This window comes from Metabacillus rhizosphaerae (genome assembly GCF_037201795.1).
Taxonomy (GTDB): domain Bacteria; phylum Bacillota; class Bacilli; order Bacillales; family Bacillaceae; genus Metabacillus; species Metabacillus rhizosphaerae.
This window is the reverse complement of sequence record NZ_CP147403.1, coordinates 4088701-4103853: the sequence shown is the minus strand read 5'-3', so window position 1 is coordinate 4103853 and position 15153 is coordinate 4088701. Positions and strand designations below refer to the sequence as shown.

Below are 15153 nucleotides of genomic sequence, written 5' to 3'. Positions count from 1 at the left end.
AATTTTATGATTAGAGAAATAGATAAATTTCGGACGGAGTACACTTTATTTGCTCCTGCGCCTTTTTTCCAAAAACACAAGATGTGTGTGTAAGTGGAGTTACCGCGATGACTTCGTGAATGTAACGGCTTTTTAGGTCATAAGCCCCTCCCTAATTGAAGGTATTAATTCCTTTTATTATGGAGTGACTTATTTTCTTAAGCCAAAAAATGCGCGCTTCCGTTTTAAATGGAGGACCCTATGCCAAGACATATTAACTACAAAGAGAAAAGAACCTTTGCAAAAAAGGTAGAGGAATTCAAAAAATTTCAAGAGCGTATAGGCCATTCATTCAAGAATGAAAAGCTTTTATATCAAGCTTTTACACATTCATCATATGTGAATGAACATCGCAAGAAGCCTTATGAAGATAATGAGAGGCTTGAATTTTTAGGAGATGCTGTTTTAGAGCTAACGATCTCACAGTACCTTTATAAAAAGTATCCGATGATGAGTGAAGGGGAGTTAACGAAACTACGTGCGGCAATTGTTTGTGAGCCTTCCTTAGTTGCATTCGCTAATAACCTTTCTTTTGGTAGTTTAGTGCTACTAGGAAAGGGTGAAGAAATGACCGGGGGGCGTGCTCGTCCTGCGTTACTTGCAGATGTATTTGAGGCATTTATTGGAGCTTTATATTTAGATCAGGGCTTGGAGGCTGTTGTACAATTTTTAGATCAGTTTGTTATTCCAAAGATTGACGAAGGTGCTTTTTCGCATGTGATGGATTTTAAAAGTCAACTGCAAGAGTTTGTTCAAAGGGACACAAAAGGTATTTTAGAATATAAAATTCTTCAAGAAAAAGGACCAGCACATAATCGGGAATTTGTATCAACTGTATCATTAAATGGTGAAGTTTTTGGAACTGGGAGTGGCAGATCTAAGAAAGAAGCGGAACAGCATGCTGCACAGGAAGCACTATCAAGGCTCCAACAAATTAATAATTAACTTTTAATAGGACAGACTCATTTGATAATGTCATGTACTTCACATTTTTATTAAATCATTTCATTTAAGTTAAATTGATTTATGGTGATAAACATGACATACGTGAGTCGTCCTTTTTTCATGTCATTAAAAGTTATCGACCTTTATCCGACATATTGTGATAAAATATGAAAGGATTTGTCATGTTTTAGGCATGACTAATAATTAAAATGTTTATTGATCATAACATCGATAGAGTGATTTTTCTAGCAGGTTAAAATCACATACTAAATAGAAAAAATAGTAAGGAGGAAATCACAATGTTCCTCAAACGATTGGATATTGTTGGATTCAAGTCCTTTGCTGAAAGAGTAACAGTTGACTTTGTCAAAGGTGTTACAGCAGTAGTTGGACCAAATGGAAGTGGCAAGAGTAATATTACTGATGGTATTAGATGGGTGTTGGGAGAGCAATCAGCTAAGTCTCTTCGGGGTGCAAAAATGGAGGATATCATTTTTGCTGGAAGTGATTCTAGGAAGAGTTTGAATATTGCTGAAGTGACATTAACGCTAGATAATGAAGATCATTTTCTTCCAATTGATTATCACGAGGTGAGTGTTACACGCAGAGTGTATCGTTCAGGAGAAAGTGAGTTTTTTATTAATAAGCAAAGCTGTCGCCTAAAGGATATAATAGATTTATTTATGGACTCTGGTCTTGGGAAGGAAGCTTTTTCAATTATTAGCCAGGGTAAAGTTGAAGAAATCCTAAGCAGTAAATCTGAAGAGCGCAGAAGCATTTTTGAAGAAGCTGCAGGTGTTTTAAAATATAAATCACGTAAAAAGAAGGCTGAATATAAATTAGCCGAAACACAGGAAAACCTAAATCGTGTTCATGACATTTTACATGAGTTAGAGGGTCAGGTTGAACCATTAAAAATACAAGCATCTATTGCAAAGGATTTCTTGCAAAAGAAAGAAGAACTCGAACAAATTGAAGTAGCACTTACGGTTTATGAAATTGAAGAACTTCATCAAAAATACGAAGCGCTTGCTAAATCAGTTGATGAGGGGAAAGATCGTGAACTCAAGCTTTCAGCAAACATGCAAAAAAGAGAAGCAGAAGTTGAGCGTATGCGCGATCATTTAACCGCATTAGATGATTCAGTTAATGACCTACAACAGGTTTTACTCTTGGCAAGTGAAGAGTTAGAAAAGTTAGAAGGAAGAAAAGAAGTTTTAAAAGAGCGAAAGAAAAATGCCCATCAAAATAAGGCTCAATTAGAAAAATCAATTGAAGAATTAACTGAGCGACTTGTAGGGTTGAAGAAGGAAAAACAAGAGCAGGAAGCGTTCTTACAAACCTCTAAAAAAGAGCTAAATACCATTCAAGATCAATTAGTAGCAAAACAACAGCTGATGACATCTTATGATCAAAATATTGAAGAATTAATTGAAGGCTTAAAAAGTGAATACTTTGAACTTTTAAATGAGCAGGCTACTGCACGTAATGAAATACATTATTTAGACGAGCAGCTAAGTCAACAAGAGCGGAAAAATACTAGACTGCTAGACTCGAATAAACGATATATAACAGAACGCGAAGATATTATTGAGAGAAAAACCAAAATCGAAGCGAAATATGCGCTAATTGAAAGCCAGTTATCTCATCAAATAAAGAGTTTTCGGGATGCGCAAACAAAACTTGAAAACGTAAAAAATGCGTATCAAAAGAAAGAATCGACTTTATATCAAGCTTATCAGATACTCCAGCAAACTCGCTCAAGAAAAGAAGTCTTAGAATCAATGCAGGAGGACTATGCTGGATTCTTCCAAGGTGTAAAAGAGATTTTAAAAGCAAAGGATAAGTTAGAAGGAATTCATGGAGCGGTTGCTGAATTAATTTCAACTGACAAAACCTACGAATCAGCAATTGAAATTGCCTTAAGTAGTTCGATGCAACATGTGGTTGTTGAAGATGAATCCTCAGCGAGGAAGGCGATTCAATTTTTAAAACAAAATTCTTTTGGTCGAGCTACATTTTTACCTCTAACAGTCATTAAGGAACGTTCAATTGGCTCACATGATCTTAAAGCAATTCAGTCTCATCAAGCATTTGTTGGTGTTGCGACAGATTTAGTGAAGTATCAACCACAATTCAAATCTATTATTGGCAATCTTCTCGGAACGGTTATTGTCACCTCAGACCTAAAGGGTGCAAACGAGATCGCGAAACTAATGAATTATCGTTACCGACTTGTTACACTTCAAGGTGATGTAGTGAATCCTGGTGGATCAATGACAGGTGGCGCTGTAAAACAAAAGAATAACTCCTTATTAAGTCGTGGACGTGAATTGGAAACAATTAATGCAAAATTAGCCGATATGGAAGAGAAGACAGCTTCGCTTGAACAAGATGTAAAGGCAACAAAGGAAGCTATTAAAAAACAAGAAGATATTCTCGAAGAGTTACGCTCTAATGGTGAAAAGCTACGTTTAGAAGAGCAAATGATCAGAAGTGAAATAAGGGAAATTGAATTAAATGAAAAGAATGTTAACGATCATTTAAAATTATATGATGCTGAAAGAGAATCATTTGAATCTGAAAAAGATAAGTTTTCAGCACGGAAAAGTGAGCTTAGTAATAAACTGCAGTCAATTTCTTTGAAACTTGAAAAGCTAGATAAAGAGATCGAGAAAATGTCCGAGAAAAAGGTATCCCAGCAAACCTCAAAAGACGAATTACATGATGAGTTGACCGAAATTAAAGTCATTCTAGCAAGCAAACGTCAGGTTTATGAAAATCAGAAAGAAAAGGTAGAACGAATAAACCAAGACTTGGAACAATCACAGGAAAAGTATGATGAAGCAACTGAAGATTATTCCTTGCTTTCAAATGAAATGAATTCAAGTTCATCTGGTGAGGAAAAGCTAGAGGAAGCTGCGAGAAATAAGCTCCAGGATAAAAATAAAACGATTGAATTAATCGCAAGTAGACGTGAGGAGCGCCTCCAATTACATGAAAAGCTTGAGTATGAAGATCGTGAACTGAAGGAGTTAAAGCGTCAGGATAAACAGCTTCAAGATAGTCTAAAGGATGAAGAGGTAAAATTAAATCGCTTAGATGTTGAATTAGATAATCGTCTTAACCATCTTCGAGAAGAATATTTGTTAACCTTTGAAGGTGCAAAAGAAAAATATACCCTTGATATGGATATAAATGAAGCAAGAAAACGTGTGAAGTTGATCAAGCTTGCAATTGATGAGTTAGGAACGGTAAACTTAGGAGCGATTGATGAGTATGAACGAGTATTTGAACGTTTCACGTTCCTATCTGAGCAACGAAATGATTTGACAGAAGCAAAAGACACTCTTTACGAAGTTATAGGTGAAATGGACGAGGAAATGAAGAGAAGATTTGAGCAAACCTTTAATGCGATTCGTGCTCATTTTGAATCTGTTTTTCAGGCGTTATTTGGTGGTGGACGTGCTGAATTAAAGTTAACGGATCCGAATGATATATTGAATACAGGTGTTGATATTGTTGCACAACCTCCAGGTAAAAAGCTGCAAAATCTTGGGTTGCTTTCTGGTGGGGAACGTGCTCTAACAGCAATAGCATTATTGTTCTCAATTTTGAAAGTACGACCAGTACCTTTTTGTGTACTTGATGAAGTGGAGGCAGCACTTGATGAAGCAAATGTTCATCGTTTTGCACAATACCTGAAAAAGTTCAGTCATGAAACACAATTTATCGTGATTACCCACCGTAAAGGAACAATGGAAGAAGCTGATGTCCTGTACGGGGTAACGATGCAGGAATCAGGTGTTTCTAAACTCGTATCTGTAAGACTTGAAGAATCAAAAGAACTCGTACAATCTAGCTGAAAGGATGAACAAGCATGAGCTTTTTTAAAAAATTAAAGGATAAAATCACAAAACAAACAGATTCTGTAACAGAAAAGTTTAAAGAAGGCTTAACGAAAACAAGAGATTCATTTGCAGGTAAAATGAATGATCTTGTTGCAAAATACCGTAAAGTTGATGAGGAGTTCTTTGAGGAGCTTGAAGAGCTTTTAATCAGCGCAGATGTCGGTGTAACGACAGTTATGGATCTCATTGACGAATTGAAATTGGAAGTTAAACGTCAAAATATTCAGGATACGAAAGAGGTACAAGCGGTAATCTCCGAAAAGCTTGTAGAAATTTATCAAGGTGATCAAGATGGGGATGATAATGAACTAAATCTTCAAAAAGATCGCTTAAATGTCGTGCTATTTGTTGGTGTTAATGGTGTTGGTAAAACGACAACAATTGGAAAATTAGCTCACAAGCTTAAAAGTGAAGGGAATTCTGTTCTTTTAGCAGCAGGAGATACGTTTAGAGCGGGTGCAATTGAGCAGTTAGAGGTATGGGGAGAACGAGTTGGTGTAGATGTAATTAAGCAATCTGAAGGTTCTGATCCTGCAGCCGTAATGTACGATGCTGTTCAGGCTGCAAAGGCAAGAAAAGTAGATGTCCTTTTATGTGATACAGCAGGAAGGCTGCAAAATAAAGTGAACCTTATGAAGGAACTAGAAAAAGTAAAGCGTGTCATTGAAAAGGAGATCCCTGGAGCTCCACATGAGGTACTGCTCGTTTTGGATGCAACAACAGGGCAAAATGCAATGACACAAGCAAAGCAGTTTTCACAAGCAACAAATGTATCTGGTATCGTGTTAACAAAGTTAGACGGTACTGCAAAGGGTGGTATTGTATTAGCTATTAAAGGTGAGCTGGATATACCTGTGAAATTTGTAGGTCTTGGAGAGAAGATGGATGATCTTCAAGAATTTAATACAGAACAATATGTATATGGTCTTTTCTCTGGAATTATTGAAGAGCAAGAAGAACATTAAAAGTTTTTTAAAATAGAACGAGCTAACTTTTACTTTGAGAAAAGGTAAAAGTTAGCTCGTTTTTATGTTGCCACAGTACTTACAGATAGAATTATTCTTTAAAATCCGTAGTTTCATCCTGTAATACTTGACAAGGATCGGCTGCAAATGTAGACTATTAACATGTAAAGGTAATTCACTTAACAAAGGGGTGAAACGGCATAATGCTTGAAAAAACGACAAGACTTAATTATCTGTTTGATTTTTATCAATCATTATTAACTCCTAAACAAAAAAGCTATATGTCGTTATATTATTTAGATGATTTCTCCCTTGGTGAAATTGCGGAAGAATATAATGTTAGTAGACAAGCTGTTTACGATAACATTAAACGTACTGAAGCAATGCTGGAGCAATACGAAGAAAAGCTATTATTATTTCAAAAATTTCAAAAGCGTCAAGAGCTAATGACAAAACTTCGTGAATTCTCTGCTAAGACAGACAGAAATGCGGAAATTGGTTCATTGCTTAATGAACTTGAGAAATTAGATTAGGAGGCGGCATTATGGCATTTGAAGGATTGGCCGACCGACTGCAAAATACGATGGCAAAAATTCGCGGAAAAGGGAAGGTTTCTGAAGCTGATGTAAAAGAAATGATGAGAGAGGTTCGCCTCGCTCTTTTAGAAGCCGATGTAAACTTCAAAGTTGTTAAAGACTTTATTAAGCGCGTAAGTGAACGTGCTGTTGGTCAAGAGGTAATGAAAAGCTTAACACCTGGCCAACAGGTTATTAAAGTTGTAAAAGAGGAACTAACTGAATTAATGGGTGGAGAGCAAAGTAAAATTGCTGTTTCCAATCGCCCTCCAACAGTCATTATGATGGTTGGTTTACAAGGTGCTGGTAAAACAACGACAACTGGAAAGCTTGCAAACCTTTTACGTAAAAAGTTCAACCGTAAGCCATTGCTTGTTGCAGCAGATATTTACCGTCCTGCCGCAATTAAACAATTGCAAACATTAGGTAAGCAATTGGACATGCCTGTTTTTTCTATGGGCGATCAAGTTAGTCCTGTTGAAATTGCAACGAAAGCACTTGAACATGCTAAGAATGAACATCATGATTATGTTATCATCGATACAGCAGGTCGCTTACACATTGATGAAAATCTCATGGAAGAGCTAGAACAGGTAAAATCCATCGCTAAGCCGGATGAAATCTTCCTTGTTGTTGATGCAATGACAGGTCAAGATGCAGTAAACGTCGCAAAAAGCTTTAATGAACAACTTGGATTAACAGGTGTTGTACTAACAAAGCTTGATGGTGACACACGTGGTGGGGCTGCATTATCGATTCGCTCTGTTACAGATACACCAATTAAGTTTGTTGGTCTTGGTGAGAAATTGGATGCATTAGAAGCATTTCATCCAGAACGTATGGCATCAAGGATACTTGGTATGGGGGATGTACTAACCCTTATTGAAAAGGCTCAGACAAATGTTGATGCCGAAAAGGCAAAAGAGCTTGAGCAAAAAATGCGTACGATGTCATTTACGTTTGATGATTTTCTCGAGCAGTTGGGTCAAGTTCGTAACATGGGTCCTCTTGAAGATCTAATTGGTATGCTTCCAGGAGCAAACAAGGTTAAAGGACTCAAAAATCTTCAGGTTGATGAAAAACAGATAAGTCATGTAGAAGCCATAATTAAATCCATGACAAAGGCTGAAAAGATCAATCCTGAAATCATGAATGCTTCACGTAAAAAACGAATTGCAAAAGGTAGCGGAACATCTGTTCAAGAGATCAACCGTCTATTAAAGCAATTTGAAGATATGAAAAAAATGATGAAGCAAATGACTAGTATGTCAAAAGGTAAGAAAAAAGGGATGAAATTCCCATTTATGTAAATTTAAAAGTGCAGGCGCCTTGGTCAGGCCCGACAAGCATAAGACGCACATGAATATAAGGCGTTCTTTGCCTTCAATTCATGTGCGCTTATGACCTCGAGGGGAAAGGTTCTGGAGCTAGAGACTAAAACTAAATACAAAAATCTACTTTTTTTAAAGGAAATTTCTTCTGACAAGAAAAAAACCTTTACATCATAAAAGTTATTTGATAATATACTATCTTGTTGAAATATTTTCGGAGGTGCTTTATAAAATGGCAGTAAAAATTCGTTTAAAACGTATGGGATCAAAAAGATCACCTTTTTATCGTATTGTAGTAGCAGATTCTCGTTCACCACGTGATGGACGTTACATCGAAGTAGTTGGAACATACAATCCAGTTGTGCAACCAGCAGAAGTTAAAATCAACGAAGAATTAGCAATGAAATGGATGCAAGATGGTGCTAAACCATCTGATACAGTACGTAACTTGTTCTCAAAACAAGGCATTATGGAAAAATTCCATAACGCAAAATTAAGCAAGTAATGAATGCAAATGAGATGAAAGAGTTAATCGAAGCTATTGTTAAGCCGCTTGTTGACTCACCAGAGCATGTTGAAATAACAGAACTGGTAACTGAGAACCAAATTACGTATCGCCTTTCTGTTCATAAAGAAGACGTTGGTAAAGTAATTGGAAAACAAGGCCGTATAGCAAAAGCAATTCGAACTGTTGTTTATGCAGCAGGATCAAATTCATCTAAAAGAATTCAACTTGAAATTAATGACTGAAAAAGGGTGAGGATCGATCCTCCCCTTTTTTTGTACATTAGAATATATTTTTTAGTTCCAGTGTCAAGCACCGAAGTACATACATGCAAAACCGGAGCTTGCGCATTTCTAATAGTATTAAGCTCAAGTAGGGGAGGAATAATAATGGATATACTCCACCGTGTTACTGTAAAACAAATCTTGACTGAAACAAGTAAGCAAGCATTAATTGAGCAGTTTACAAATAAGAAAAAACTACTAGAGCAAGAGTGTGATCAATTATATTTTCAATATAAAAAGGTTGAAAAAACTAGCAATCAGCTTGCAACACAATTTTTAAAAGAGATCGATAAAAGACGTGAAAAAATAAAACTAGTTGAATTTCAACTTCAACAAGTACATACTTTACCCCTTGGTAGTGAGCTTAAGGAAAAAGAAGTGGAAGCAATTATTGAAGTAAATGTTGGTGACAATTGGAATGAACTAATGAAAGAAAGAACAATTGTCATAAAAGATGGAATTGTAGATCAAATACGCCTGAGGTGATGAAAATGGCTGAAAAATGGTTTAATGTTGGAAAAATCGTAAACACGCATGGAGTTAAAGGTGAGGTTCGTGTTATATCAAAAACAGATTTCGCTGATGAAAGATATGAGCCTGGCAATAAATTATACATATTTAAAGATGGCTCCAATGATCCGATAGAGGTTGTTGTAGATAACCACCGGGTACATAAAAACTTTGACTTACTGACATTTAAAGGAATGAATTCCATTCAAGATGTAGAGCAATTTAAAGGTTCTTTACTAAAAGTAGACGAAAATCAGTTGTCAGAACTAGATGAAGGCGAATTCTATTTTCATGAAATCATTGGTTGCCACATGTATACGGATCAAGGAGAGGAAATCGGGAAAATCCATGAGATTTTAGCAACAGGTGCTAATGACGTATGGATAGTGAAAAGAAATGGTGATAAAGACCTCCTCGTTCCTTACATCAAAGATATTGTTAAGGAAATTAATATTGAAGAAAAGAAAGTAATCATTACTCCAATGGAAGGGTTACTAGACTGATGAAAATTGATTTTATGACACTTTTTCCAGAGATGTTTGACGGTGTATTGAATGAATCGATTTTAAAAAAAGCACAGGAAAAAGAAGCTGTTCAGTTTCGGATTATTAATTTTCGTGATTATTCTTCAAATAAACATAATAATGTTGATGATTATCCTTATGGTGGTGGAGCAGGGATGGTTTTGCAGCCACAGCCCATATTTGATGCTGTAGAGGATATTGAAAGGCAAACAGATGCAAAACCTAAAGTGATCCTTGTATGCCCTCAAGGAGAGCGTTTTACGCAAGCTAAGGCTGAACAATTAGCAACCGAAGAACATCTCCTTTTTATATGTGGTCATTATGAAGGGTATGATGAACGGATTAGAGAGCATCTTGTAACAGATGAAATTTCAATTGGAGACTTCGTCTTAACAGGTGGTGAGCTTGCATCCATGGTAATTGCTGATAGTGTTGTTCGACTCCTTCCAGGAGTATTAGGAAATGAGGATTCACCAGTTTTAGATTCATATAGTTCAGGTCTACTTGAACATCCACATTATACGAGACCTGCAGATTTTAGAGGAATGAAGGTTCCTGAGGTCCTGCTGTCTGGTAATCATAAGCGTATTGAGGAATGGCGTGAGCAGGAGTCTCTCCGAAGAACATTCACCAGAAGACCAGATCTATTAGAAACTTATCCTCTTACAGAGAAGCAAAAATCTTTGATTAAACAATGGGAAAATGAAAAGTAGCTATTGCAGGCATAACGTCTATATGGTATGATAAATCTCGTGACTTGCTGACTAGAGCTTACTATGTAATCTTTTTTTCTGTAGAGTCTTAAAACGATGTTCCGCTGCAATACGAAATGTTGGAATGAGCATCTGTTGGAAGGAGTTGAAAACGATGCAAAAACTAATTGAAGATATCACAAAAGAACAATTAAAAACTGATCTACCTGCATTCCGTCCTGGTGACACAGTACGTGTACACGTAAAAGTTATCGAGGGTACTCGTGAACGTGTTCAGGTGTATGAAGGTGTTGTGATTAAGCGTCGTGGTGGTGGAATTAGTGAAACATTTACAGTACGTAAGATTTCTTACGGTGTAGGTGTTGAGCGTACTTTCCCTGTACACACACCAAAGATCGCGAAGTTAGAAGTTATCCGTCGCGGTAAAGTTCGCCGTGCGAAACTTTATTACCTACGTCAATTACGTGGTAAAGCTGCGCGTATCAAAGAAATTCGATAAGATAGCTTAGCAATGCTAAGTCTCTAATATATGGGTCAGCACTTAGTACTGTCCGTATAGGTGAAAAGGAGCTTGTTTTTATAACAAGCTCCTTTTTCATCTAAGTTCTTTTGTGAAAAATTATTGCCTTAAAACGACTCCAAGAAATTTCAAGTGAATACGACTTAATAAATAAGTGAAATCGGTAGATTGACTTACCTTGTAATAGGGAATAGTAATAAGTAAAAGTGTTGATAATGATTGCTAGAGTAGGTGAAATAATGACAAAAAAGAAAAACGAACTGTTAGAATGGATTAAGGCATTGGCGATAGCAGTACTATTAGCAGCCGTCATACGTTATTTCTTTTTTGCTCCAATAGTAGTTGATGGATATTCTATGATGCCAACCTTACATACACAGGATAGGATGATTGTGAATAAGTTCTCATATAAAATCGGTGAACCTAAACGTTTTGATATTGTTGTATTTCATGCAACGATTGACAAAGATTATATTAAAAGAGTAATCGGTTTGCCGGGAGATCATGTTGAGTATGAGAATGATACTCTTTATATAAATGGAGAAGCGTTTGAAGAACCATACCTTGAAGAATATAAAAATCAACTAATAGATGGACCATTAACCGAGCCCTTTGATCTCGAAAGTATCATTGGACAATCAACGGTACCAGAAGGCCATATCTTTGTTATGGGTGATAATAGAAGACAAAGTAAGGATAGCAGACACATTGGTACAGTTCCGATTGAAGAAGTTATGGGAAAAACCAGTTTGGTATACTGGCCCATCTCAGGTTTTAGAATCGCTGAGTAACGGAAAAAGAAGGTGCTTTTTATGACTATACAATGGTTTCCAGGACATATGGCAAAAGCTAGAAGACAAGTAACAGAAAAGCTTAAATTAATTGATATTGTTTTTGAACTTGTTGATGCTAGAATACCAATGTCTTCACGAAATCCTATGATCGATGAAATTGTGTCATCAAAGCCTCGTATTGTATTATTAAATAAGGCAGATAAGGCTGATGATGCCATAACCAAGCAATGGCTGGAGTTTTTCAAAGAAAAAGGTATACATGCCCTTGCAATCGATGCACAAACAGGAACTGGATTAAAACAAATTACCGCTTTATCAAAGGTATTGTTAAAAGAGAAATTTGATAAAATGGCTGCAAAAGGAATAAAACCTAGAGCTATACGAGCGTTAATTATCGGAATTCCAAATGTAGGGAAATCAACATTAATAAATAGACTGGCAAAGAAAAATATTACCAAAACAGCCGACAGGCCTGGTGTAACAACTGCTCAGCAGTGGGTAAAGGTTGGACAAGAACTTGAGCTCTTGGATACTCCAGGAATACTCTGGCCAAAATTTGAAGATCAGCTAGTAGGTTTTAAGCTTGCAACAACTGGTGCTATTAAAGATGCAATCCTAAATCTGCAAGAGGTAACAGTTTTTGCATTAAATTTTCTAAAAGAACACTATCCTAATCGGCTAATTGGTCGCTTTCATTTGGATGAGTTACCGGATGAGATTGTGCCCCTTTTTGATGAAATCGGTAAAAAGCGTGGGTGTATTATGCCTGGAGGTTATATTGATTATGATAAAACCTCTGAACTTGTTCTTAGAGAAATCCGTGCTGATAAATTAGGAAGATTATCTTTTGAAACACCAAAACAATTTACTGAACAATAACATATTTAAAGGGCTCGCAATTTTGCGGGTCTTTATTTATTTTAAATTGGACCGATATAATTGGTAGAGGAAAAGTGTAAGGAGCTAATAATTATGCAATTAACAACGAAGGAAATACAAGATAGATTATCTGAAATCAAAAGTGATAAGGATCCTTTTCTAAAAGAGTGTAAAACTGATTCAAGAAAAGGCGTACAACAGCTTGTGCAAAAATGGATGAAAAAGTATGAACAAGATAAGATTCTTCAGCAGCAGTTCTATAGCATGCTTAGCTATGAAAGAAGTGCACATAACAATGGTTTTCATTTGATAGCAGGTATTGATGAAGTGGGGAGAGGCCCACTTGCTGGGCCTGTGGTAGCAGCAGCGGTCATCTTAAAAGAAGAGTGTTACATGCCTGGATTAAACGATTCTAAGAAGCTATCGGCACCAATGAGAGAGAAGTTTTTCAATCTTATTAAAGAAAATGCGCAAGCGATTGGAATTGGTATCGTCGCACCAGAGGTTATTGATCAAATAAATATATATGAAGCTACAAAATTAGCTATGAAGAATGCGATCAAAGAGCTAGAAATCCAGCCGAATTTTTTATTACTTGATGCAATGAAATTAGAATTACCAATTTCACAGGAATCCATTATTAAGGGTGATACAAAAAGTGTATCAATTGCAGCAAGCTCAGTTATCGCTAAGGTTACTCGTGATCGCATCATGCTTGATATAGCAAAGCAATTCCCTGAATATAGTTTTGATCAACATATGGGATATGGCACAAAGTACCATTTGGAAGCATTGCAAAAATATGGTGTTACAGTACATCATCGTAAAAGCTTTGCACCTGTAAAAGAATTACTATAATCATATTAACAAGGAAGGAGCGTATCAATGGAGCGTGCATCTGTCATGGGCAATCTCTTGAAACAAGCTGTCTCTCAACTTAGCCAGCCTCAAGGGCAGCTGATATTAAAAGAGAATCAGGTCGTATTGGGACATGTACTCAAGCTCATTCCTGACCAAAAAGCACAAATCCAGGTAGGGCATTCAAAACTGGTAGCTCATCTTGATACACCAATTCATCCATTGGAAAAATATTGGTTTACAGTAAAGGGTTCAGATCAGTTAGGGATAAAATTAAAAATAGTCAAACAAGTTGAGATAGATAAAAATTCCCAGCTTGCTACTGCGAAAGATTTATTAAGCTTATTTCAGCAACAACATACAAAGAATAATATGTTGCTAGCGAATGAACTAATAAGACTCAACATACCAATAACGAAACAACAGCTTATTACTGCTAATGAAATTATTAAAAATACACATAAGGCTCAAATACCTGAAACAATAAACACGGTAATCTCAGCTTTAAAAAAACAATATCCGTTATCAGAAGTAATAGTTAGATCGATTATTGAATCTCAAAAAAGTGAACCGTTAGCTCAACAAATTGACAAGCTCTTTCAAACACTTCAACAAGAAAACATTCAAACGAAATCTATCAAACAGCTAACAGAATTAATCAAGGGAGTAATGCAAGTTTCAATTGGTAATCCTGATAATGATTTACAATTAGTTTCAAAGGATATCGTACAAAACGTTCTTTTAGCAACTGAAAAAAACTTAGGTCTCATGGATGAAACTAAATTATGGCACCAGTTAAATAGTGAGAGAGATAAAATGAATGAAACGCTTTCCCTTAAAAATATGTTAATTTCTGCTAGTAAAGAAGTTGCAATTCCAGGGTTGAAAGACCAAATTGATCAACTCATCCATCGTTTAAATGGTCAATCATTACTATATCAAGATAATGGTCCGACCCAACAAATTATAACTCAAATTCCACTCTTCTTTAACAATTCGCAGACAGATTTGACGATTAAATGGAATGGGAAAAAACAAGCGGACGGTACGATAGACCCAGCGTTTTGTCGAATTATATTTTATTTGCAACTTCCTAGACTTAATGAATCGATGATCGATGTTCAAATCCAAAATCGCGTCATGAATATTACTGTCAGAAATAACAGTAAGGCACTAGAAAAACTTGTCACACTTTATAGTAATGAATTAAAAGAACATTTAAGTAATATTGATTATTATGTAACCTCAGTTAAAGTTACGCCTTTTGAGAAGAAAGCTGAATTTCAAGGAAATTCTATCAAGCAAGTAAATATACAAACTCCCCAATCCTCATACACTGGAGTTGATATTAAAATATGATTAGTAGCAGGGAAATAAAACAAGCAATTGCCTTAAGATATGATAACGAAAAAGAAATTGCGCCAAAAGTTATAGCAAAAGGAAAAGGACTAGTTGCGAAAGAAATTATTAAAGCTGCAAACAAACAAGAAATCCACATACAAGAAGACCCGGCATTGATCGAATTACTATCAAAACTTGAAATCCATCAGCAAATCCCTGAAGAGCTATACGAGGCAGTTGCAGAAATTTTTGCATTTCTATATAAACTTGACAAAGAAATATAAAATTTTCGTTTTTGGGGACAGTCCCTAAGTGAGTAAACACTTTGTAAACCATGATATTTGTTCGGTGAAAGCTAATCTTATATAGAATTTGGGGACTGTCCCCAAATTCTATAAATTCTTCTATCTTAATAAAATAAAAATTAATTTTACTAAAGGAATATACAATTTTGTGTGG

General features: G+C 35.9%; 16 protein-coding genes. All 16 read left to right on the top strand.

What is annotated here, in order from left to right; genetic code table 11:
* Positions 1 to 240: 240 nt before the first annotated feature.
* Positions 241 to 984, top strand: coding sequence for a ribonuclease III (gene rnc, locus WCV66_RS19960; RefSeq protein WP_066337832.1), 744 nt, complete (start codon positions 241 to 243; stop codon positions 982 to 984).
* Between the two features lie 299 nt (positions 985 to 1283).
* The gene (gene smc, locus WCV66_RS19955; RefSeq protein ID WP_338786634.1) at positions 1284 to 4850 is read left to right on the top strand and encodes a chromosome segregation protein SMC; all 3567 of its coding nucleotides are present in this window, start codon (positions 1284 to 1286) and stop codon (positions 4848 to 4850) included.
* Positions 4851 to 4864: 14 nt separating this feature from the next.
* Positions 4865 to 5860, top strand: a complete 996-nt coding sequence (ftsY, locus tag WCV66_RS19950; RefSeq protein ID WP_338786633.1) for a signal recognition particle-docking protein FtsY — start codon at positions 4865 to 4867, stop codon at positions 5858 to 5860.
* A 200-nt stretch (positions 5861 to 6060) separates the two neighbouring features.
* A complete protein-coding gene (locus WCV66_RS19945; protein ID WP_157094488.1) occupies positions 6061 to 6393 on the top strand; it encodes a putative DNA-binding protein in 333 nt (110 codons plus the stop codon).
* An 11-nt stretch (positions 6394 to 6404) separates the two neighbouring features.
* The gene (gene ffh / locus WCV66_RS19940) at positions 6405 to 7745 is read left to right on the top strand and encodes a signal recognition particle protein (protein WP_066337823.1); all 1341 of its coding nucleotides are present in this window, start codon (positions 6405 to 6407) and stop codon (positions 7743 to 7745) included.
* 253 nt (positions 7746 to 7998) lie between these two features.
* Positions 7999 to 8271 (top strand): 30S ribosomal protein S16, encoded by a 273-nt coding sequence (gene rpsP, locus WCV66_RS19935; RefSeq protein ID WP_066337822.1) that lies wholly within the window; start codon positions 7999 to 8001, stop codon positions 8269 to 8271.
* Between the two features lie 14 nt (positions 8272 to 8285).
* Complete coding sequence (locus WCV66_RS19930) at positions 8286 to 8516, top strand: KH domain-containing protein (RefSeq protein ID WP_185653129.1); 231 nt, start codon at positions 8286 to 8288, stop codon at positions 8514 to 8516.
* 144 nt (positions 8517 to 8660) lie between these two features.
* On the top strand, positions 8661 to 9041 hold the full coding sequence (locus WCV66_RS19925) for a YlqD family protein (protein ID WP_066337820.1): 381 nt from the start codon (positions 8661 to 8663) through the stop codon (positions 9039 to 9041).
* A 5-nt stretch (positions 9042 to 9046) separates the two neighbouring features.
* Positions 9047 to 9568, top strand: coding sequence for a ribosome maturation factor RimM (gene rimM, locus WCV66_RS19920; protein WP_338786632.1), 522 nt, complete (start codon positions 9047 to 9049; stop codon positions 9566 to 9568).
* Positions 9568 to 10302 (top strand): tRNA (guanosine(37)-N1)-methyltransferase TrmD, encoded by a 735-nt coding sequence (trmD, locus tag WCV66_RS19915; RefSeq protein WP_066337812.1) that lies wholly within the window; start codon positions 9568 to 9570, stop codon positions 10300 to 10302. The genes rimM and trmD overlap by 1 nt, the downstream gene beginning before the upstream one ends.
* Positions 10303 to 10456: 154 nt before the next feature.
* Positions 10457 to 10801 (top strand): 50S ribosomal protein L19, encoded by a 345-nt coding sequence (gene rplS / locus WCV66_RS19910; RefSeq protein ID WP_066337810.1) that lies wholly within the window; start codon positions 10457 to 10459, stop codon positions 10799 to 10801.
* 260 nt (positions 10802 to 11061) lie between these two features.
* Positions 11062 to 11613 carry a signal peptidase I gene (lepB, locus tag WCV66_RS19905; protein ID WP_066337808.1) on the top strand — a complete coding sequence of 184 codons (552 nt, stop codon included), beginning with the start codon at positions 11062 to 11064 and terminating at the stop codon, positions 11611 to 11613.
* Positions 11614 to 11634: 21 nt separating this feature from the next.
* Positions 11635 to 12495: a ribosome biogenesis GTPase YlqF gene (ylqF, locus tag WCV66_RS19900; RefSeq protein ID WP_066337806.1), complete on the top strand. Its 861-nt coding sequence runs from the start codon at positions 11635 to 11637 to the stop codon at positions 12493 to 12495.
* Positions 12496 to 12585: 90 nt separating this feature from the next.
* Positions 12586 to 13353 carry a ribonuclease HII gene (locus tag WCV66_RS19895; protein ID WP_338789500.1) on the top strand — a complete coding sequence of 256 codons (768 nt, stop codon included), beginning with the start codon at positions 12586 to 12588 and terminating at the stop codon, positions 13351 to 13353.
* A gap of 27 nt (positions 13354 to 13380) precedes the next feature.
* Positions 13381 to 14712 (top strand): hypothetical protein, encoded by a 1332-nt coding sequence (locus WCV66_RS19890; RefSeq protein ID WP_338786630.1) that lies wholly within the window; start codon positions 13381 to 13383, stop codon positions 14710 to 14712.
* A complete protein-coding gene (locus tag WCV66_RS19885) occupies positions 14709 to 14978 on the top strand; it encodes an EscU/YscU/HrcU family type III secretion system export apparatus switch protein (RefSeq protein WP_066337795.1) in 270 nt (89 codons plus the stop codon). The genes WCV66_RS19890 and WCV66_RS19885 overlap by 4 nt, the downstream gene beginning before the upstream one ends.
* Positions 14979 to 15153 lie beyond the last annotated feature (175 nt).